The 20,231-nt window shown below is 69.8% G+C and carries 19 protein-coding genes and 3 pseudogenes; 13 read left to right on the forward strand and 9 right to left on the reverse strand.

Annotation, left to right across the window (positions count from 1 at the left end; all coding sequences use genetic code 11):
• Positions 1 to 134 precede the first annotated feature (134 nt).
• The 3 genes and pseudogenes from ACIBM5_RS33865 to ACIBM5_RS33875 all read left to right on the forward strand — a co-directional run bounded on the left by ACIBM5_RS33865 (position 135) and on the right by ACIBM5_RS33875 (position 2,358).
• Positions 135 to 1,031 carry an aldose 1-epimerase family protein gene (locus tag ACIBM5_RS33865; RefSeq protein WP_396010470.1) on the forward strand — a complete coding sequence of 299 codons (897 nt, stop codon included), beginning with the start codon at positions 135 to 137 and terminating at the stop codon, positions 1,029 to 1,031.
• Between the two features lie 286 nt (positions 1,032 to 1,317).
• Positions 1,318 to 1,731 (forward strand): annotated as a pseudogene (locus ACIBM5_RS33870) (transposase); the annotation flags it as partial.
• 21 nt (positions 1,732 to 1,752) lie between these two features.
• Complete coding sequence (locus ACIBM5_RS33875; protein ID WP_396010586.1) at positions 1,753 to 2,358, forward strand: transposase; 606 nt, start codon at positions 1,753 to 1,755, stop codon at positions 2,356 to 2,358.
• Here the strand turns inward: ACIBM5_RS33875 and ACIBM5_RS33880 are convergent, their stop codons facing one another.
• The 4 genes from ACIBM5_RS33880 to ACIBM5_RS33895 all read right to left on the reverse strand — a co-directional run bounded on the left by ACIBM5_RS33880 (position 2,359) and on the right by ACIBM5_RS33895 (position 5,681).
• Positions 2,359 to 2,703 carry a hypothetical protein gene (locus ACIBM5_RS33880; RefSeq protein ID WP_396010471.1) on the reverse strand — a complete coding sequence of 115 codons (345 nt, stop codon included), beginning with the start codon at positions 2,701 to 2,703 and terminating at the stop codon, positions 2,359 to 2,361.
• 303 nt (positions 2,704 to 3,006) lie between these two features.
• Entirely contained in the window at positions 3,007 to 3,873 is an 867-nt protein-coding gene (locus tag ACIBM5_RS33885; RefSeq protein ID WP_396010472.1) for a tyrosinase family protein, read from the reverse strand.
• Positions 3,874 to 4,165: 292 nt separating this feature from the next.
• On the reverse strand, positions 4,166 to 4,546 hold the full coding sequence (locus ACIBM5_RS33890; protein ID WP_396010473.1) for a hypothetical protein: 381 nt from the start codon (positions 4,544 to 4,546) through the stop codon (positions 4,166 to 4,168).
• Between the two features lie 430 nt (positions 4,547 to 4,976).
• Positions 4,977 to 5,681: a nucleotidyltransferase domain-containing protein gene (locus tag ACIBM5_RS33895; protein WP_396010474.1), complete on the reverse strand. Its 705-nt coding sequence runs from the start codon at positions 5,679 to 5,681 to the stop codon at positions 4,977 to 4,979.
• Positions 5,682 to 5,995: 314 nt separating this feature from the next.
• Between ACIBM5_RS33895 and ACIBM5_RS33900 the strand changes: the two genes are divergently transcribed.
• The 9 genes and pseudogenes from ACIBM5_RS33900 to ACIBM5_RS33940 all read left to right on the forward strand — a co-directional run bounded on the left by ACIBM5_RS33900 (position 5,996) and on the right by ACIBM5_RS33940 (position 14,979).
• The gene (locus ACIBM5_RS33900; RefSeq protein WP_396010475.1) at positions 5,996 to 6,181 is read left to right on the forward strand and encodes a transposase; all 186 of its coding nucleotides are present in this window, start codon (positions 5,996 to 5,998) and stop codon (positions 6,179 to 6,181) included.
• Between the two features lie 260 nt (positions 6,182 to 6,441).
• Positions 6,442 to 6,699: a hypothetical protein gene (locus ACIBM5_RS33905; protein ID WP_396010476.1), complete on the forward strand. Its 258-nt coding sequence runs from the start codon at positions 6,442 to 6,444 to the stop codon at positions 6,697 to 6,699.
• Positions 6,696 to 6,947 carry a hypothetical protein gene (locus ACIBM5_RS33910; RefSeq protein WP_396010477.1) on the forward strand — a complete coding sequence of 84 codons (252 nt, stop codon included), beginning with the start codon at positions 6,696 to 6,698 and terminating at the stop codon, positions 6,945 to 6,947. The genes ACIBM5_RS33905 and ACIBM5_RS33910 overlap by 4 nt, the downstream gene beginning before the upstream one ends.
• 696 nt (positions 6,948 to 7,643) lie before the next feature.
• A complete protein-coding gene (locus ACIBM5_RS33915; RefSeq protein WP_396010478.1) occupies positions 7,644 to 7,793 on the forward strand; it encodes a hypothetical protein in 150 nt (49 codons plus the stop codon).
• A 493-nt stretch (positions 7,794 to 8,286) separates the two neighbouring features.
• A complete protein-coding gene (locus tag ACIBM5_RS33920) occupies positions 8,287 to 9,348 on the forward strand; it encodes a ferritin-like protein (RefSeq protein WP_396010479.1) in 1,062 nt (353 codons plus the stop codon).
• A 592-nt stretch (positions 9,349 to 9,940) separates the two neighbouring features.
• On the forward strand, positions 9,941 to 10,318 hold the full coding sequence (locus tag ACIBM5_RS33925; protein ID WP_396010480.1) for a VOC family protein: 378 nt from the start codon (positions 9,941 to 9,943) through the stop codon (positions 10,316 to 10,318).
• 828 nt (positions 10,319 to 11,146) lie between these two features.
• A pseudogene (locus ACIBM5_RS33930) lies at positions 11,147 to 11,268 on the forward strand (RidA family protein); the annotation flags it as partial.
• Between the two features lie 87 nt (positions 11,269 to 11,355).
• Positions 11,356 to 11,943, forward strand: a complete 588-nt coding sequence (locus ACIBM5_RS33935) for a hypothetical protein (protein WP_396010481.1) — start codon at positions 11,356 to 11,358, stop codon at positions 11,941 to 11,943.
• A gap of 1,902 nt (positions 11,944 to 13,845) precedes the next feature.
• Complete coding sequence (locus ACIBM5_RS33940) at positions 13,846 to 14,979, forward strand: GNAT family N-acetyltransferase (RefSeq protein ID WP_396010483.1); 1,134 nt, start codon at positions 13,846 to 13,848, stop codon at positions 14,977 to 14,979.
• A 459-nt stretch (positions 14,980 to 15,438) separates the two neighbouring features.
• On the opposite strand, the gene ACIBM5_RS33945 is transcribed toward ACIBM5_RS33940, so the two are convergent.
• From ACIBM5_RS33945 to ACIBM5_RS33965, 5 genes and pseudogenes are all read right to left on the reverse strand, one after another.
• On the reverse strand, positions 15,439 to 16,629 hold the full coding sequence (locus tag ACIBM5_RS33945; protein ID WP_396010587.1) for a globin domain-containing protein: 1,191 nt from the start codon (positions 16,627 to 16,629) through the stop codon (positions 15,439 to 15,441).
• Positions 16,630 to 16,719: 90 nt separating this feature from the next.
• On the reverse strand, positions 16,720 to 16,875 hold the full coding sequence (locus tag ACIBM5_RS33950) for a hypothetical protein (protein WP_396010600.1): 156 nt from the start codon (positions 16,873 to 16,875) through the stop codon (positions 16,720 to 16,722).
• 16 nt (positions 16,876 to 16,891) lie between these two features.
• Positions 16,892 to 17,300: pseudogene (locus ACIBM5_RS33955) on the reverse strand (ornithine carbamoyltransferase subunit F); the annotation flags it as partial.
• 657 nt (positions 17,301 to 17,957) lie between these two features.
• Positions 17,958 to 18,101, reverse strand: coding sequence for a hypothetical protein (locus ACIBM5_RS33960; protein WP_396010484.1), 144 nt, complete (start codon positions 18,099 to 18,101; stop codon positions 17,958 to 17,960).
• Positions 18,102 to 18,113: 12 nt separating this feature from the next.
• Positions 18,114 to 19,301 carry an MFS transporter gene (locus tag ACIBM5_RS33965; protein WP_396010589.1) on the reverse strand — a complete coding sequence of 396 codons (1,188 nt, stop codon included), beginning with the start codon at positions 19,299 to 19,301 and terminating at the stop codon, positions 18,114 to 18,116.
• Between the two features lie 502 nt (positions 19,302 to 19,803).
• Between ACIBM5_RS33965 and ACIBM5_RS33970 the strand changes: the two genes are divergently transcribed.
• Positions 19,804 to 20,163 carry a cupin domain-containing protein gene (locus ACIBM5_RS33970; RefSeq protein ID WP_396010591.1) on the forward strand — a complete coding sequence of 120 codons (360 nt, stop codon included), beginning with the start codon at positions 19,804 to 19,806 and terminating at the stop codon, positions 20,161 to 20,163.
• Positions 20,164 to 20,231 lie beyond the last annotated feature (68 nt).

Raw genomic sequence — 20,231 nt, forward strand, 5'->3', positions numbered from 1 at the left:
CGCTTGACCGGCCCCGCACGGAACCGCACGCTCCGGACGAGGGGGCGACGCCCCGGACCACCCACCACACCACGCCCCCGAGCACCGGGCCGACCGAGGAGCAACGCGTGCAACGAAGCCGCACCGGAAGGCAAGTGACGCTCTGCCGCGGCGCGCACCGCGCCGTCGTCGTCGAACTGGGCGCGGCGCTGCGGTCGTACACGGTCGGCGAGCGGACCGTGATCGACGGATTCGGCGAGCAGGACGATCGCATCACCGGCGGACGCGGCCAGATCCTGGTGCCGTGGCCCAACCGGGTCCGCGACGGCCGGTACCGCTGGGCCGGTAAGGACCTGCAACTGCCGCTCACCGAGCCGGCCGGCGGCAATGCCATCCACGGGCTGCTCCGGTGGGTCGCCTGGCAGGTCGTGGAGGCGAGCGACAGCCGTGCCGTCCTGGAGGTCCCGCTGTGGCCGCAACCGGGCTACCCGTTCCACCTTCGCCTCCGCGCCCGGTACTCCCTGAGCGCCGAAGGGCTCGATGTCGCCGTCACCACGCGCAACCTCGACACGAGCCCCGCGCCGTACGGCTTCGGCCAGCACCCCTATGTCACCGCGGGCACCGCGCTCGTCGATCAGGCGGTGCTGACGGTCCCCGCACGGACATGGCTGCGCACCGACGAGCGCGGCCTGCCCGTGTCCACCGAACCGGTCACCGGGACCGAGTACGACCTGCGCACCCCCCAAACGATCGGAGTGCTCCGCCTGGACACCCCGTTCACCGACCTGGACCGGGACGCGGACGGGCGGGCAACGGTCCGTCTTGCCCACCCCTCGGGTGCGTTCGGCACCGACGTGTGGCTCGGCGAAGGCGCCGACTACGTACAGGTCTACACCGGCGACACCCTCCCACCCGAGCAGCGCCGTCGTGCGGTCGCCATCGAGGCGATGACCTGCCCGCCGGACGCTTTGCGCAGCGGCGCCGGGCTCGTCACCCTCGGCCCCGGCGAACAGCACACCGTCCGCTGGGGGATCACCCCGTGGGAAGTGTGACGACGTCGCCCCGGCGCCGATCAGCGCGAGCACGACCGTCGGAAACCGGACCTCGCCAGGCCGCCGCGCGGCGGAATTTCCGGGCTACCGGGTGTCCCGTTGCGGGCCGGTGCACAGCGCGCAGATGACGCGATGTCGATCGCGATCACCACGATCGACCACACCGGGTAGTGCGGCAGCCAGGCGAAGTTGGCGATCATGCTCAGCCCCGCCAGGATCACGCCGATGATGCGGGCCCAGACAGCGCCGCCGAGCAGGGCAAACCCGGCCAGGCAGATGACAATGCCTCTACGCCATCGCCGACGACGAGGTCCGCCCCGAGGCCGGCGAACCCGAAGTCGTCCGGTGCATGGACGAGTTCAGCCCTCTCAACCTCCAACCCCACCCCGGCCGACAGTGGACCGAACGCGGCGGACGACACAAGGACCCCGACCGTGAACCCCGACCCCGCCGCCGCGCGACCCACACCCGGGCACACGGGGCGCGGCACCTGTTCTCCGCCTACGACCCGAGCGCCGACAAGCTCTACGCGCACGTCAAGAAGACCAAGACCCGCACGAAGTTCCCGGAGTTCTGCCGCCACCTGCGAACCCTCCACCCGATCGAGATCCGAATCGCGATCGTGCTCGACAACTTCTCCCCACACCTCACGACGAGGAGATGCCAACGCGTCAGGGACTGGGCCACGGCCAACAACGTCGCCACGCGGATCGCCGCCCTGGTGGCGGACCACGAGGAGGACCTGGCGAACCTGGACACCATTCCGGGGATCGCACGCCTGGCCGCCGAGATCGTCATCGCCGAAACCGGCGGGGACATGGCCCAGTTCCCCACCGCCCACCACCTCGCCTCGTGGATCGGGGTATGCCCGGGCCAGAACGAATCCGCCGGCGTGAACAGGTCCGGGCGCACCCGCCCGGGCAACAGCAACCTCAAACGCCTGCTCGGCATCGCCGCGATGGCCGCGGTCAGGAACAAGGACGGCTACCTCGCGGTGTTCTTCCGGCGCATCGCCGCCCGGCGGGGCGGCAGACGAGCCCTGGTCGCGGTCATGCACAAAATCGCCATCGCCATCTGGCATGTTCTGCACGACAACGTCCCCTACCGCGACCCCGGCACCGACCACTTCACCAAACGCAACCCCGAACGTGCCATGCGCCGCATGGTCAAAGAAGCCAACAGCCTCGGCCTGACCATCCGCTTCGAGCCCATCCCGGCCACCCGACGAACGCTATTTTCGTGTCAGACCCGTCAGGAGGAATCGCGACCGGCGGACGCCACGGGGGCCGAGCCGGTAACGGTCCCGTGGCGTCCGCACCTTCAGTGATCAGACGGCGAACTTGAGGTGGGCGTAGGTCGTCAGCTGGCCCAATTTAGTCTCGCCGGGGGCGATGTATACGGGGTTGGTCCCGTAGCATCCTGCGGTCCCGATGTAGAGCCACGCATACGAGTTCGTGTTGTTGGTGAAGTCGTACGACCACGTATTGATCGTGATGCAGCGATCCGGTGACGGATTGGTGTAGGTGACCTGTTGGTACGTGTTGCCGTCGGTGTAGGTGAAGGTGCCGGTGGCGGCTTGAGCGTCGGTGGCCAGTGTCACCGTCAGCGCGGTTGCGCTCAGCGCCGCCACCATGCCGGACCTGAGCCGTCGTGTACGTGTCTTGAGGTCCACGCCTGAAGCCCTTCTCGGGTGAATTCCCTGTCCTGGACTCCCGTTCGGGCACAGCCCGCCCGCACGAGCCACCGCGAGATGAATGTGAGGACCCGGCCGGGAACGCGCCCAGCATGCCACCGGAAGCACCGACTTCGGGCAGGATTCACACGATCGAGCGAGGGGTCGTGTCGGTCGACGTCGGTCTCGCCGGGCCGGGCCCGGCACGTGCCGAACGTGGTGGCCGGTCCGGCACGCTCACGGTGACTTCGCGCCACCGAATCGGTCCGTTGGCCGTGGCCCCGGGGTGCGGGCACCGGCGGGCTACGCGGGCCTGCGGGCGGACCACCGGGGGTAGATGTAGCCCAGGGCGCGGGTGTCGAAGGTGTCGGCGACGGTCACGTCGAAGGGGCGCAGGACGTTGGAGGGCTTCGCACCCCCTCCGTCGTAGGTGCGGGCCAGGGTCGGATTCCGCTGTTGCCACTCGGCCCACAACAGGTCGATGAAGCATTCGGCCACCCAGAAGATCGGGTCGTTGGGCGCGTACATGAAGGACATGTCGCCGTTGTTCCCGCCGATATGTGTATGGACGGCCCCGTGCGGTGCCCCTTCCAGATGGCGCCGCAGGTAGTCGTACGAATTGGAATTCGTCAGAATCCTTTCGAGGGATTCCGGGCTGTGGAACGAGGCGATCCGGGGGCCGGTGGTGCGGCGCAGGAGGTGGCGGTTGGGGATGGTGCACTGCCAGTTGGGGAAGGCCCCGTCCACGACGGCGCCGTCAGGTTGCCTGCCCACGCCGCCGAAGTAGGAGGGCCCCAGCACCGGCGAGCGTTCCGGAGCCTGGGAGTCCCGGCTCCAGTCCCAGTAGGGCAGGACGACGCTCGGGTCGATCTCCCGGAGGCGCTTTGCCAACCGCGACAGATCCACGCGGTGCCAGGGAAGGAACGCCGGGACCCCGTGTCCGGCGCTCTGGTGGTTGTAGTGCGTTCCGACCATGGCGGTGTAGGGGTCGTCGCCGGAGTGCAGTTGGTGCACCGCGGCCACGAAGTCCTGCCACTGCTGCGTGGTCAGCGTGCGTACCTCGGGACGGGTGACCACCGGGGCCGCCGCGCCGGCCGGTGCGGCTCCGAGAGCCAGTCCTGTGCCGGCCGCTGCCGCCGCTCCCAGTTTCAGTACCCGGCGCCTGTTCATGGAACGTGTCATACCTCCCGCACCCGGCGAACCCGGCCGCATACAAGGCTCAACGGCATGGTCCGCCCATGGCTACGGGCAGGGAAGAGGTGAATCGAAGAGACTTCCGTAGCGCACGGTACCGCCGGGACGCCGCACCCACCGCGTGCCCCATGCCGCCCGTTCACATCCCTCGGAGCCGGGTACGGGAACGACGCCGAGCCCCGGACCGGGTTCCTCGGCCCGGGGCTTGCGGCCGGAAACCTGGCGGGGCGTCGTGCCCCCGGCCGGATACGGATCGTCTCCCCGGGGGTCAGGCCTCGACCACCGCGTCGAACACCATGTGGACCTGGCCGGTGTAGTCGCCGGACTCGTAACCGCCGGAGGGCTTGGTGGGGGCGATCACCATGTCGGCGCGACCGTTGCGGTTGGCGCCGACGAAGGTGTCGGGGATCGTGGGGGTCGCGGTGGTCACCAGGGCATAGGCGTGGGCGAGTTCCCGAAGTGCCTGGGACGCCTGGCCGGGGTGGGTGTCGGCGAGGACGCGGGCCTCCTTGCCGATGGCGTCCAGGAGCGCGTCGCGGGCGTCGGCCGCGGCGGGCGAGGGGGCGACCCTGATCACCGCCGGAACGACCTGCCGAACGCCCTCCTCCTCCACGACGGGTGCGGTGGATTTCGTGTCGGGATCGGTCACGGTGTGCCTCCTTGTTCGTGGGCTCGCGGACGCGGCCCGTGTGAGCATCATGGCCAAGCCGGGGCCCGAATGCCCCTGGTGCGGGCTGTGTCTCACGGCCGGCGGAGGGGAATGTCGGTCCATGGGCGGGCCTCCCGCCTCGCCCCGCCGGATCCGGGCGGCGATCTCGTCGATCCGCCGGTCGAGCAGGCGATGCATCGTGGCCACCAACTGCGGGTCCGGGTCCGGCCGCAGGAGCCCGGGACCAAGTCGTTGAGCCCGATGTGGTGCCCGCAGGTGGGTGGCTATGTCCATGACTCGTGAAGGCGTTCGTCCGCGAGTTCGGAAGGCGGTCGGGCCGTGAGCGAGGGTGGAATGTTCCCGAGTTTTGAAGGCGACCAAGGATTCCGGTGTGTCGCGTCCACGCGAAAGCACTCAGGGTTACGTGTCGTCATCCGCGGGTGTACCCCGCCCACAGCGGGCCGCCGACCCGATCCAGGACCTCTTCGACTGCGGCGGCAAAGCGCCCGGTCCCGTCCGCATCGCTTGAGACCGCCGCGACCGCACCTGCAATCAACCTGCTGTGCAACCCTGGATCGGCTGTCACAAGCCGACGCGACAGCCACTTGCCGCCGCCGAGCCAGCGCCCTCCAGCCAAGAGGGCCAGTTCCGAGGCCCGTTGCAGCAGATCAGCCACGAGGTAGACGCGCTCTTCCGGGTCGGTGCAGCCGCGCAGGTCTTCCAGCCCGTCGGTGAGCGCATACCGCCGGTCGTCCAGCTCGGCCGGCGAGGCCTGCGGCGGGCCGGCGGTCAGCCGCGCCTGCGCCTCGCGCTGCAGCGCCGCTCCGAGCCCGTCCGCATCGGCCAGCAACATCCCCTCGGCACACATGGCCAACAGTGGGGAGCGTCGGGCGGCTGTCTCCCGCTCGACGAAGGTGCGCCAGTGGTGCTCGGTCTGCACGAACAGCTCCACCGGCCAGCCCCGGTGCACGAGGCTTTCGCGGCATGGGGCCGACAGCCCGGTGACCAGGACGACAATGTCCAAGTCGGAGGTAAGGGTGCGGCGCTTGGTCAGCACGCTGCCGGCCAAGAACACGGCCCGAGCCTGGGGAAAGCGCTCCTGAACCAGTTCCCGGGCCGCCTCGACATGGTCCATCAGGTCAGTGTGGCGTTTCCCCCGGCGCCGCGCACCTGAGTTCCTCCTGCTTGCTCGACCCTGAACACCAAGGTCAGGCGGATCCATACCTTTCTTGTCGGGTTGGTTCCCGGTCGTTCGTAGGGTCGGGACACCCAGGGACTCCGGGTGTGGCTGTCATGCGTATGCCGTTGTCGTGGCTCAGAGGGATTGGCCGCCCGAAGTCCCGCGACGACTCGGTTGCTGATTGGGATAGGCGAACCGAATCGCCTGTATGGACGTGACAGCGAAGTCGTCTGCCGGGGCCAGGCACACGCACGACGGAGGAGGATCCGGTGCCCGAACCGTGGGCCGGGACGGACGCGGGCAAGACGCAGCACCACTGCACCACAATCGACGCGAACGCCACCGTGGTGCTCTCCCGTCGGGTGCCGAACGACGAGACCGAGCTGCTGCAACTGCTCGGCGCGGCGGCAGCGGCTTGCGCGGCTCGGGCCACGCCGAGTTCACCGCCTTGCTGATCGTCCGCCGGCTAACCCCGTGCTTGCTCTCGATTGCGCGCGTCGACAGCCCCGCACGATGGTCACGCCGGATCGCCGCGTCCAACGCGACCTTCGATTCACGCGGCATCGGAGCCTCCCCAATATGAAGAGCACTTCGATGCTCACACCGCAACCGCCCGACCGCCTTCAAAACCCGTGAACCTCACCCCTGGCGAATCCTGGCGACACCCGAACCGCTGTACCGGCGCCTTCACTTCTCGTGAACAAAGCCATGACGCATGTGGGTGCGGGGCGAGGTGGTGACGTTGCCGGGCACGCTCGGGGAGAGCCGTGCGGCGTTGCCGCCGGAGCGTCGGGCGGAGTTCGACGAGGAGATGTACGCGACCCCGCTGGAGCATCTGGTGCGTCGGGCGATCCTGGGTTGGGCGTTGCCGGCCGAGGCGTACGAGGACGAGGACGCCGCGGTCGAGCGGATCCGCCGCGGGGACTACTCGGGGATCGTCGACGCCGAGGGCAATCCGGTTAAGCAGCCGTGACCTACCGGATTCAGTACACGAACGAGGCCGAGGACGGCCTGTCGAAACTCGGCGACACCCAGCCCGGCGAGGTCAGGTCGGGCGCGGAGTCCATCATCGGCCGCGACCCCTACGGGCCTGGTTCGTGCCCGGTCCGCGGCGACCGCGACCGCCGCGAGGTCACCGTCGCGAACGCGTTCCTGCGCTACGAGGTCGGCGGCACGGTCCTGGTCGTCACCGTCCTCCAGGCGGTCGCCCCCTTCGGGTGACCGGCATACCGCAATTCCCGCGACAGGCCCCCGACTTCATCCTGCCGGGGACCCCTACGCCCTGCGGCGACCCGGGCCTCGGCGATCAAGATACGAAGCACCACGAGGATCGCGGCGGGATCGTGGCGGACCCGGGCCGGCCGGTTCGCGTGGTCGAGGGCCTCGGCATCGGTCAGCGCCTCGGCCCACGCCCGTACCGTCTCCTCGGCGAAACCACCGGGGGACGGGGCGAGTACGTCGATCAGTCCGCGCGGCCGCGGCTTCGAATCGGGCCCGGGATCGTTCGGTGGCCGGGACGGTACCGGCGTCGGCGAGTCGACCTCGCACGTCGTCGTAGGCCGCGCAGATGTCACCTGCGGCGGAAGCACCGGGGCGTCGTGGCGTCCGGTCAACAGCACCGGCACCGCTACGGTCCTCACCCACTCCTCGAGCAACCGCACCTCGTGCGCGAGGATCGTCCACACCCCCGTGTGAGGCCTGCGCAAACACACCGTCGGGACCACCGCGAACGCGATCCGCTGCCCCGCGGCGCGCTGGCGACGACATCCCCCACCCCCGCACACACCCCGCCACCGGGACGCGGCCGCAGATCCAGCGGCATCACGGTCTCGAGCGGGCTCCTCGGGTCGTCGGGGTAGACGGTGCCGACCCGCGTCGCGATCGCCGCCGGCATCCGATGCTTGGCCGTGTTGGGCCGTGCTGCACCGCCGGATCGACCGGCTGCGCCCGGCCCTGCACGCGATGCGCGCCCTGGACCGCCGGGTGATGCGCGTGTACGCGACCACCCTCGAGCAGCTCGACGAGCACGGCCCCGCCCACCGCTCGATCTGGACCACCATCGTGTGACCGACCGCCCGGCCCGCGCGGACAAGGGGTAAACCGGGGCGTGTCCCCGGGGGTGCATCGAGCCGACCGCGCCCCCGGGGACGAGCAGGCCGGTCAACCCCCTTGTCCGCGCGGCCGCGACCACGCCGACACCTCTACCCGCATCCTTCGGTGCAGGGAGACGTCCCTTCTCTCGCCCTGCCCGAGGCCCTGCCGAGGCATCGACGAACAACGGCTCGTCTCCTCACCCGTTCCTCCCGGCGGCGCAGGCCCCGGCGGCACGCGGCGCGGCGGGCGGGGGGCGCGCCGTGGGCGGGGACGCGAGTGTGAACGAACCCGAGCGGTCGTTGAACCCTCGTTGGCCGGCGCGCGGTGGGCGCGGATCGAGCCGCGAAGCACCCGAATGGCCGTCTCGTGTGGCGACGGTCCGCGGGTTGGAGGCACCTACGTTGGTATCCGTCGACGGTGGACCACGGCCGTCACGTTTTCATGCACGGATCGGAAAGGTAGCGGTGTGACCCAAACTCTCGAGTACCAGAGCAACGCCATCGTCGAACTGATGGGGGTTCGCCCCACGGAGCGCGACGCGGAGTGGCTGAGGAACGCGCTCCAGCAGGCGATCATGGTCGAGGTCGCGACCATCGGCCCCTACGCGAGCGGCCTGTGGTCGATCGAGCAGAGGCAGGGGCCGGTCTACGACGCGATCCGGGCGGTCATGTTCGACGAGATGACCCACATGGGGTTGGTGTGCAACATGCTCACCACCATCGGCGGGAATCCGGTCATCGCCGACCCGAGCGTGGTGCCGAAGTACGAGCACCCGCTGCCCGGTGGTGTACGCCCCGACTTGATCGTCTTCCTGGAGGGCTTGAACAAGGCTTCCGTCGAGATGTTCTCCGAGATCGAGCGTCCGGACGACCCCGTCGCGCAATTCGAGACCTTCACCACGATCGGGGCCTTCTACACCGCGATCGAGAAAGCGTTCGAGGCGCACAGCCACCTGATCACCGGCGCCCGACAGATCGACTACTCGCTGGCCCACCACGGGCAGGGCAACGACATCGTCCCGCTCGACAGCATCGAGAAGGTCCGGGCCGCCATCGAGGTCATCAAGGAGCAGGGCGAGGGCACCTCCGCCTCGCCCGAGAATCCCTTCCCCGGGAAGCCGGGAGAGCTGGCGCACTTCTACGTGTTCCGCGAACTCTTCCACGGCCGGAAGCTGATCAAGGTTTCGGAGTCCCCGGACGTCTGGGACTTCACGGGCGACGCCGTTCCCCTGCCTCCGGCCCACCCCATGGGCAGGGTCCCCGAGGGCGGCTGGGCCAACGACCCGACGAACGCTCCCACTCCCGAGATCCGGGAGACTCTCGACGCGTTCAACACCGAGTTCAGCTCGATGCTGCGGGCGCTGGAGCGCGCGTGGCGGGCGGACGATCCGAACGCGGGCAGGAGTGAGGTGGGTACCGCGGTCGGCCACATGTTCAAGATGGGGCCCCTCGCGCGCTCCCTGATGGTGCAACAGCTTCCGGACGGCGGCGGGAAGACCTACGGCCCGGAGTTCCTCTACGTCGAATGAAAGAGCGTTTTGCTCCGGGAACGGTGTTTGCTTCCGGGTTCAAGTGCCGCGCCGGTTCAGGGTTTGCCCGATGCGGCACAGAGCATTTTCACTGCCGACCACATGGCGAGTGACAGCGCCTCTCGCCACGAGCGGATGTCAGTGGGTTCAGCGTTTGACGCGGCCTTGGATTGTGGAAAGGCCCGGAAGGACGGGTTCGAGGAACCGCGATGTCATCTCGATGTAGGACACGCGGGTCCAACTGCCCCGGGGTGACGTGGCCATCGCGCCGGCGACGCCGAAGGCGCCCGCCCGTGACCGGTCGGTACGGCCCCGACCCTCGACTGTCGGGCGGCTCCCGATCTTGCCGAGCGTTCCGGCAAGTGGACAACGAAGAGCATGCCCGGCCGTTTTCGGCGATCCGCAAGCGTCACGGCGTCGGCATTCGCGCGCGGTGTTCAGGCGTTGGTGTCTGGTGTCGACGGAGTCGGTCGAGTTGGGCGCTCTCACCTGCATGGACTGGATCGTTTGTCACAAGGCCACGGCCTCGAGCCTGGACGCGGCGCGACCGGCGACGCTAGGTGCGTGCTCGGGGACGGTCTACAGTCTGGTCGTGATTGCCGATCTGCAGTGCGTGGTGTTGGACTGTCCTGATCCGAGGCGACTCTCCGAGTTCTACAGATCCCTCCTCGGCGGCGTCGTCAATCGGCAGGATCGGCGATGGGCACCTGGTGACGGCTGGGCAACGCTCCACTCGCCGTCCGGTCTCGTGCTCGCCTTCCAGCGCGTGGCGAACTACCGGCGGCCACAGTGGCCGGACCCCGCGCGGCCCCAGCAGTTCCATCTGGACCTGGGTGTCGCAGACCTGGATCGGGCTCAGCGAGAGGTGCTGGCCGCAGGCGCGACGGTGCTCGATATCGGTCCGGACGGGCGAAGCTGGCGCGTCTACGCGGACCCGGCGGGACACCCCTTCTGTCTGGTCCAGCACTGAGAAGCGTCCGATCCCGTGAAACCACGAACGTCCAGGATCGCCGGCGCAAAGGTCGAAACAACTTGATTCGCTGCCATTCGCCTCGTTTCGATGGCAACGGACAGTTGGTCGGCCCTGCGGCGCGCAGCGTCCCGGGGGCCGGGAGGCCGGTTACGGATGCCCGGCGATCACCGCCGGCCGTTCACCCGCCGCCGCATCCGCGTCCGTGCGGTCGGTTCGGTGCGGCCAGCCGGTGCACCGCGCGCTGCACCGGCACCGGACGGGCCGTACCGGCCTGCTCGTGTCGCACCGGGTCCGCGTTGGTGTTCGGGGACCTCGCCCGGCAGGACGAGGTCGTCCGCGGTTTCCGCCGGGTCGGGACGGGCGGCGCAGCGCGGGGTGATCGGGATCCAAGCCGCCGCGGCGGCGCGACCTCGTCCGGATGGCGGGCGCGGCGTGGTTCCGATGGGAGAGGGTTCCCGTGTGGGCGGCGGCGAACGCCGGGTGGCCGAGGGGCCGTTCGTGGTGGCGCGGGGTGGGGGCGCGTGTGCCGCACCGGCGTGAGCGGTGGATGCGCCGTTGCGGGTCCGGTACCGGTTGGGCGCGGGCGGGCGGTGACCGGGGTTGGGCACGGTGTCGAGGTCGTGGAGGAGTCTGCGGACGGCGGCGTCCTCACCGGGCCGGTGGGGACGGTGTCGGCCGGCCGGCGAGGAGTACGGCGAAGGAGGCACGTGGTTCGGGCAATTCGCGGCGGCGGGTTCCGACGAGGCCGGGTGGTCCTCGACGGGCCGTCGCACGAGGGTGGCAGTGCGGGGGAGGCGGGGGCCGGGCTGTCGACACCGCGTTTGTCAGGTGGTCCGGGACTCGTTCGCCGACCATGGCGTCCCCAGCACCTGATGGGCGTGACCGTATTCGGTTACAAGGACCGACTCGTCGAGATCGAGGCCGTCGCCGCCGTGCTCGATCTTTGAGACCTCTGCCAAGGACTCCGCAAATGCAGGGGTGTACCTTCGGGCGCAGCCGGCGCGGTGGTCGAGCCGGTGAACGGGGGAAGTGGCATGCCTGGATCGGCCGTCTACTTTTTCGGGCTCGGTGGCTTGGCGTTACTGCTGAGCGTGGTCGATATCCCTTGGCTGTACCGAAGGTTCGCGGGTCCGGGTGACGACGCGGCGACCGCGCCGCGCTGGGGGGAGTCGTTCGGGAAGGGGCAGGTCGGCGGGATCCTGACCGCGCTGTGCGGTTTCGGGTTGGGCCTGTTGATGGTGAACCTGCACGATCGGTCGACGTGGGATCGGGACTCCGTGCGATCGGCGGCGGACAAGTTCGCGGCGGAGCTGTCGAGTGGGTCGGTGGCGGAAGGGTTCGCCGGGTCGATCGACTACACCACACTCGTGGGGACCAGACTCGATTCGCCGAACGGTTCGCGGCCGGCTTTGCGGATCGAAGCTGTCTCGGGGTCGATCGCGGGCGAGCGGTTCACGATCGCGACGAACAACGGGCGCTACGCGGTGTGTCTGACCGTCGAGAACGCCGGGCGCGATCCCGCGGACGTCCCGATACGAATACCCAACGCGCCGGAAGGCCAGACCCTGCACCACGACCTCATCCACGCATGGGTCGACACCGGAGCCTGCCGGGCGACCTGACGGCTGCTGTGGCAAAGCATCTCCGTGGGCCGGGTTGGCGGCGCGTCCGGATTCGTCTCTTCGCGGATCCCACCCGCGGTTACCGCGGCCGAGAAGATTCCCCTCGAATTCCCCCCGAGGCGCCGAGGGAAGTCATCGACCGCACTCCCACCCCTGCCGGCAGGCTGATCGTCGCTCTGGTGGCAGTCCACGCTCTCGGCCCGAACGAGACCACTCGGCTTCCGGCCGGTTCGGTCGACCTCTCCGCCGGACACCTGACCGTTCGCCGACCGGGACGCACGCATCGCCTCTGCCTCGACGAACTCGCCAACGAACTGGCGCCTGGATGCGTCAACGACACCGGTGCCGGCCGATTACGCGCACGGCGAGTTCACGCTCGCGATCACCGACTCGGGCAACGAGGGAGCGGCCTGCGGAGAGACGAACGCGCGCACGATTTCCCGTGCCGGGAGGAATCAGCGCCCGCCCTCGGTGTGATGGCCCACCGACTCCACGCGGCTGCGGGCCTGCCCGTCCTGCTCGGGTGTCCGGGAGGAGGTGGCCGAGCAGTTGGTGAACGGTGCTCCGGGCGGAGTGCCCGGGCCGGTTGGTGCTCGTGACGTCCGGGAGCAGGCCGTCGACCGGGAGGTCGGCGTCGGCGTTCGTGGGAGAGCTTTCGCGCGACGGTCTCGCTCCGGCCGAGAGTTCGCGGTCGAGGAAGCGGCGCAGCGGGGTGCGGGGGCGGGCTCGTGTCGGCCGCCCGTGGGGGTGCGTGTGGGGCGGACGATGCGACGCGTCGGTCGTTCGCCGGGTCGCCGGCCGGCGGCTCAACATCCTCGGCTCGCCCCTCGACACGGGGACGTACAGGGGTTCTTCCCCCGGCGCGGGCGCCGGCGAGGTATTCGAGCGCGTGGCGCCGGTTGGCGTGGCGGCGGGCGGCATCCACGCGTCGGGTCCAGGGCTGGCGGGTGTGGCGGGGCAGGCGGGCGCGCACGGCGCCCGGGTCCTCCCGGTAGGCGGGTCGTCTCGGGCTGCCCGCCGCGGTGGCGTCGAGCAGCGGGCCGCCACGAACGCGGCCACGCGTTCGTGGGCCGGGACGGGCCCGGCGCAGGCCCACCGGCCGAGAGGGAGTACGGGCTCGGACGTGGCCGTGTCCCGGACGCTGCGGGACCAGCCGGATTCCGCGTCCCAGGCCGGCTCGCTCTCGTACGGACCCGGGTGCATGCTCTGCCGGCAGGTGTACGCGAGGCCGATCCCCCGCGTGCGCACGCGAGTTCGTTGTCGTCGCTGTAGGGCGGACGCGCGTCGCAGCCGACGACGTGATGACCGTCGGCGAGAAGGCGTTCCGCGACCGCCGCCATGTAATGGCCGATCAGGTCGCCCAGGAGCAGGTCGTCGGTCACGACATCCATCCCGGCGCCTGTCGCCCGCCTGGTCGAGCACCGCAGACGACAAAACCACGGCAGGCCGGCCGGCCCGGCCCGATCGGCTGTTGGTGTTGCCGCGGCGCCGTCCACCCCGGCCGCCGCCTGCGCAGACGACGCGCCCGACCGCAGACTCCTCGACGCCACGGCGCCGCGGCCGTTCACGCCACCGAACGCGAGAACGCGCACGACCGAGCCCAGGGCAGGCCGCCCCGAACACGATTCTTCCGAAGCCGCGAACCTGAATCCCCGCTCGACCGACCACGGCTGTCCGACCCGGCGCAGCCGCACGTCGGCGGCGCAGCGGCCGCGAAGGGGGAACCGCATCGGGCGCGGGCGTCGATCACGACGCCGCCGACCGACACGGCACGTCGGTCCGCGCGGGGCCTGCACGGACACGGGGGTCTTCTTTGAACTGCGTCCGTGACCGCTGGACAGCCTTGCCGCCGAAGCGGCCCGCCGGGGCCTGGGCGACCGGATCACGGTCGTCAACCGCTCGATGGAGCGGCTGCCCGTCCCCGATCACGTGATCTGGGCCGAGGGGTCCGTCTACACCATCGGCTTCGACGCCGCCCTTTGCGCCTGGCGTCGCCTGCTCACCCCGGGCGGCGTCCTCGTCGTCACCGAAATGGAATGGACCGTGCCCAGCCCCGCCGACCCGGTGCGCGCCTACTGGGACGCGGCCTACCCGCTGCGCACCCACGCCGCGAACACCGACGCCGTACAGGCCGCCGGCTACCGTCTCCACGCGCACCGGTCGCTGCCGGAAAGCGACCGGTGGGACGAGTACTACAGGCCGCTCACCCAGCGCATGGACCGAGCGGACCGGCAGCACCCCGGCATGCCGGAGGCCCCGGCCGCACACCGGACAGAGATCGACGTGCGGCGCGAACACGGCAGCGACTACAACCACGCCGTCTCCATCCTCCGCCCCCACGACCACACCCCCGACACCACCGAGGACGAAACCATGACGACCTGGACCGCCTGTCCCGAGACCACCGAGGACATCCCGGCCATCCGCGACATCCTCCTCGCGGCCTTCCCCACCGCCCTGGAGGCCGACATCGTCGACGCCCTGCGCGCCGACCCGACGGCGTGGATCGACGGCCTGTCCATGCTCAGCACCGCCCCCGACGGCACCGCGACCGGGTACGCCCTGCTCACCCGCTGCCACGTCGACGGCGCACCCGCCCTCGCCCTGGCGCCCTGCGCGGTGCTGCCCTCGGCCCAGCGCACCGGCGCCGGCTCCACCGCCATCCGCGCCGCACTCGACGCCGCCCGGGCCATGGGCGAAAACCTCGTCCTCGTCCTGGGACACGCCGACTACTACCCGCGGTTCGGCTTCACACCGGCCTCCCGCTTCGGTATCCGCGCACCCTTCGAGGTACCGGACGAGGCCATGATGGCCATGGCCCTCGACAACACCCGCACGGTCCCCGCCGGAACCATCCGGTACCCCGCCGCGTTCGGCGTCCGACCCGTCCTGTGCTGCCCCGGGGCTCAACACCCGGGGCACCACAGCGCCTTCCATCGAGGAGCGGACCGGCACGACGATCGGAGCCATCCCGCCATGCGGGACGCGAACCGAGGCAGGCCCGGTCGCCGCGCGGCCAAGAGCTCGCCGGCGTAGGTCAGGCGCCGTTGCCAGGACATCGGCACTCCCCTGGCCCTGTTCGGGCGACCCTGATTGACGGCGGCCGCGCGGCGGTTTCGCTCGGTGAGGTCGCCCGGTTTCTGTTCGGCGCCGGTGTGAGGCTGACTGTGCGGCAGGACCCGTGCCGCGCTGCACGAGATGCCGCGACCTCGTGTGCTCGTGGCAGGCGGATCGTGGCGATCGCGTGGTTCGAATCGGCATAGGGAGCGGCCCGTGGGCGTCGGCTCGACGGTGGGTTTTCGCAGTCGAGCCTGACCGCCTCGGCATCCGGCGGGGTTTTAGAACAACCGTCGGGCAACGGTCGGCCGGATGTCCGAGGGTGCAGGTTCGAAAGAACCACGCCCTCGGACACCGATATTCGCCCGTCGCTCACGCCGCCGGCCCCGAATGTACGGTTGTCCAACCATGGGGAACGACGGGCCCGCCGCGTCGGGGTCAGTCCTCTCCGAGCCAAAGGTCCGGTCCGAAAACCTCGTAGTGGATCGCCTCGGCGGGCACACCGCGACGCAGCAGGTCGCCGCGTACCGTGCGCATGAAGGGCAGCGGACCGCAGAGAAACGCGGTCGAACCGTCGGGGAGTTCCAGTGCGCCGAGGTCGGCCCGGCCGACGGAGGCTTCCTCGTCGCCGGGCTCCTCGTACCACAGGTGGAGGTCGGCGTGCGGCAACGCGTGGACGAGACGCCGCTGTTCGTCGCGGTGGGCGTGATCGGCGGGGCTGCGATCGGCGTGGACGACGACCACCGGGCGCGTCGAACCGGTGGCCACCAAGTGGTCGAGCATGGCCACCATCGGAGTGACGCCGATTCCGGCGGAGGCGAGAAGCAAGGGATTGTCGCCGTCGGGCAGGACGAGGTCGCCGAAAGGCGCCGAAACGGTCAGGACATCGCCCACTGCGGCGTTCCGGTGCAGCCAGGAGGAGACCTCGCCGTCCGGGCTCGCCCCGCCGTGGACTCGCTTGACGGTGATACGCCAGTGCGTGGTGCCGGGCGCGGCCGAGAGACTGTACTGGCGGATCTGCCGTGCGCCGTCCGGAAGTCGGATCTGGACGCTGACGTACTGACCAGGCCTGAACGAGCCCGCGGAGCCGCCGTTGGCGGGCTGCAGCGTGTAGGAGACCGCGTCGGGGGTCTCCTCACGCCGCCCAGTGATCTCCATCGGTCGCCAGACCTCTCCCTCGGCAAGCCGGTGTTCCTGATAGAGGCGTCCCTCGGCGGCGATGAGGGCGTTGGCCATGAGCCAGTAGACCTCGTCCCAGGCTGCGGCGACGTCAGGGGTGACGGCACTGCCGAGCACGTCCACTATCGCGGCGAAGAGGTGGTGGTGGACGATCTTGTACTGCCCGGATGTGATGCCCAGAGAGGCGTGCTTGTTGGCGATCCGCGCGAGCATCGCGTCGGGCCGGACGTCGGGCTGCTCCACGAGCATGGTGGCGAACGCCGCGATGGATCCGGCCAGCGCCTGCTTTTGTTCTCCGTTGGCCTGGTTGCCCCGGTTGAACAGGTCTCGCAGCAGTTCGGGATGGGCGTCGAACATACCGACGTAGAACCGTTCGGAGATGTCCCCGAGGGCCGCGCCGACGACGGGCAACGTGGCACGAATGACCGGAGTGGATTGCTCGGACAGCATGATTTCCTCCAAATTGGTGATGATCTGCGTGGTCGCCGCAGGCGTGGGGGCAGGCGTCTGCCCGCATGGTGGTGTCGGGGCGCGAGCGCGTCAGAGCAGGCTGTTCTCGGGGTAGTTGCCGCTGGGAGTGACGATGGTCCCGGCGTTGCCGCGCAGGATCTCTTCGGTCTGGTCGAGTGCGCCGATGGCGGCCATGTCACCGGTCGTCTCGACGAATCGGCAGGCGGCGTCGACCTCGAGGCCCATGGAACCGGGCGGCGCGGTCGTGGCAGGCGAGGAGGCAGTGCAGGAACTTGACGGCAGGGTTGGCCGTGGCCTTCACGACATCCGCGTCGACCTGGTAGGGCTCGAGTGGGGCGATACGGGTGTCCCGGATCTCATTGGGTTCGCCCATGGAGACCCACACGCCGGTATAGGAGGAAATCGACGCCCGCGACACCCTGGGTGACGTCCTCGGTGTGGGTGACGGTGGCGCCGGTGCGGGCCGCGATCTCCTTCGCGCGCGCGACGATCTCGTCGTCGTTCCACAGTGCCTTGGGGGCCACCATGCTCACGTCCATGCCCAGCATCGCACCCGTGATGAGCAGCGAGTTGCCCATGTTGTTGCGGGCGTCGCCGAGGTAGGCGAACGAGAGCCGGTGCAACGGCTTGTCGCCGTGCTCGCGCATGGTCATGGTCGCAGAAATATTTCGGTGCCGACGACCTGCCGACGACCTGCCGACGCCAAGCGCCGTGACCTGCGAGAGCCCGAGTATCCGTGAAAGTTCGTCGGTGTCGGCCGGTGACGCGGATTTGGGCGATGTCGTCGCGCCGACGGGCTCGGCCTTTCTATTCATCGCTCTCCTCGGTGTGCTGTCAGCGCGACCGGAATCCACGCTTGCGGTTGAATCCTCTACCCGGGTCGGGTCGTCGGACATCGGCCGCACGTCACCCGTCGAAGGGCAGGTTGTCCCTGCCGGACACAGGACTTACGACCCTGGCGCACGCCTGGGCAGAACGCCTATCGGGCCGGCGTGGAGGCCGCGTCGGTGACGCGGGCGCGTACGGCGTCCATCATGTCCCACTGCTCAGAGGTGAGGATCGTCAGAGCTGCTGGGAACACTCCGTCCTGTTCCTTGAGGATGTGCTCGCGCAGCAGGCCCAGCGCGTCCATCAGTCGGTCGGGCCAGTCGGGATCAGCCGGGATGCCGTCGGCGGCCTCGCCCAGTACCGTCTCGAAGCGGCGGTGTTCGTCTCCAGCGCGGCTATGTGGTCGGGGAACTCGTCCGACATGGCTGGGAAGAGGCCGTGCTCCTCCACCTGCGTGTGTGGGCGGAGGATTGCCGTGATCAGGCATGCCCCCGGGCCATCTCCGCGATGTCTCCGCTGCGATGGGCGGTCCACACGTTGCTCATCAGATTGACAACGCTGTCGTGCTCGGCGGTCAGTTCGGCGATGGCGTCGATCGACTGGCAACCGCAGTACTCACACATGGGATTCCTCTTTCACTGCGCGGCTGGGGGCACGGTGCCGGTCGCCGCGGGCCGGGTTGTCGCCCGGCGCACACCGGTGACCGTGTAGACCAGCGCCGCCAGTGCCACGACCGCAAGCAGGATCAGTCCCAGGGCGTACGAGCCGGTGGCACCATAGATGGTGCCCATGACCAGCGGCGGGATGAATCCGCCCAGGCCGCCGGCCGCACCGACCATCCCGGTGACGGATCCCACCATGTTCGCCGGGGACAGCAGAGCAACCAAAGCGAAGGTGGCACCGCTGCCGGCGCCCAAGGCGGCGGCCATGGTCAGGAATGCGACTGTGCCCACGGGAGCCAACGTCGGCGTGGCGGCCTGCACGGCTGCGCCGACGACCACGACCGCCATGGCCGCACCGAGCACGCGTGTGGGCCCTACGCGGTCGGACAGCCAGCCGCCTACCGGTCGCATCGCAACCGCCACCAGCACGAACCCCGCCATGCGGTTCGCCGCGTCGGCCTGGTCCAGCCCGTAGCCGGTCTTCAGGTAGGTCGGCAGGTACACCGAGAACGCCACGTACCCACCGAAGGCAACCGCGTACAGGACGGACGCCTGTCGGGTGATGCCCAGACGGGCGGTGGCGGCCAGTCGCCGGCCGAGTGGCTCGGTCGGCGCCGTACGCCCGGGAGCGTCTCGCAGCAGCACGGCGGCCGGCACCGCGTAGGCGGCCAGCGCCAAGGCGGTGATCAGGAAGGGGTTGGCCATGCCGTGGGCGTCGACCAGCTTCACCGTGGTGAGGGCGCTGATCGCGGTGCCGCCCATTCCCGCTCCGAAGATCCCGATGGCCAGGCCACGCCGCTCGGGCGGGAACCATGCGCTCACAAACGGCACGCCGACGGCGAACGACGTGCCGCCGATGCCGAGGAAGAACCCGCCTATCAGCAGTGCGGCGAGCGAGGAGTGGCCGGCAAATCCCAGGAACAGCACCGGCATCACCGTTGCCGCGGAGACCAGCGGGAACATCACCCGCCCGCCGAACCGGTCGGTCAGGGCCCCCACCGGAATCCGGCCCAGAGAACCCACTATCACCGGCACGGCGACCAACAGCGACTGCTCGAACGAGCTGAGGAACAAGGTGTCCTTGAAGCGTGGCCCCAATGGACTCAGCAGGGCCCATGCCCAGAAGTTGATCGCGAATCCCAGTGTCGCCAGCAGCAGCATCACCACGGGCCGGGCACCGGGCGGAATCGGGCCACCCCTGTCCGCCCGCTCATCGACCGCCGCTTCCTCCACCTGGCGCATCAAGGTTTCCTCTCGGTCTCGCCGGCAGCCGGACGGCCCGAAGCATGGTCCGGGACATGGCGCCTGCTTCTTCCGGCAATGGCTCCACGCCCAGATTCGGCGACCGGCCGAGCGCGGGCCAGGGCCGTTCGGCCCGGCCAGACCCGCCAACATGCTCCGTCGTGTTGAGGAATTCGCGTGTGCTCCACCGCAGATAGGTACGTGCGAGGTCGGCGAGATGGCAGCCTTCGCGAATGCGGTGCCACCCAACCAGGTACCCCGCGCGCTCAGGGAGCGAATCCGACCCTCCCGCCGGGCGGCCGAACTGCGAAGTACCCGATCGTGTAGTGCCACAAGTCCCAAACACACGTGGACGAATGCCGCCGCCGGCAAGGTCGAGCGGGGCATTGACGGTCATCGAATGAGTGACAGACTCGGCGCCATGCGGAAGTTCTCTCTGGATGCCCGGGTCCGCGAGCACATGCAACGCGCCGCAGGGACGGCATCGGGGCGTAGCGCGCAAACCGTGTACGGCGGTCACGAACACGTGCTGCGTCAGACGCTCGTGGCACTGGAGGCGGGAGAGTCGCTCACGGAACACGAGAACCCTGGCGAGGCCACGCTGCTCGTGTTGCGTGGCCGGGTCCGTTTGCAGTGCGCGGAGGCGTCGTGGGACGGGGTCACCGGCGACATGATCATTGTGCCTCCGGCCCGGCACAGCCTCGAGGCACTCGAGAGATCCGCCATTCTGCTCACTGTTGCCACACACCCGGTGAACTCGGCATCGGTACAGCCGGCTTGAGGACGCCGGCGACTTGCCTGGCGCCGACGCACGTCGTAGAGCAGCGCGGCGGCGGGTGGCAGTCCGGG

This window comes from Embleya sp. NPDC050493, assembly GCF_044458105.1.
Taxonomy (GTDB): domain Bacteria; phylum Actinomycetota; class Actinomycetes; order Streptomycetales; family Streptomycetaceae; genus Embleya.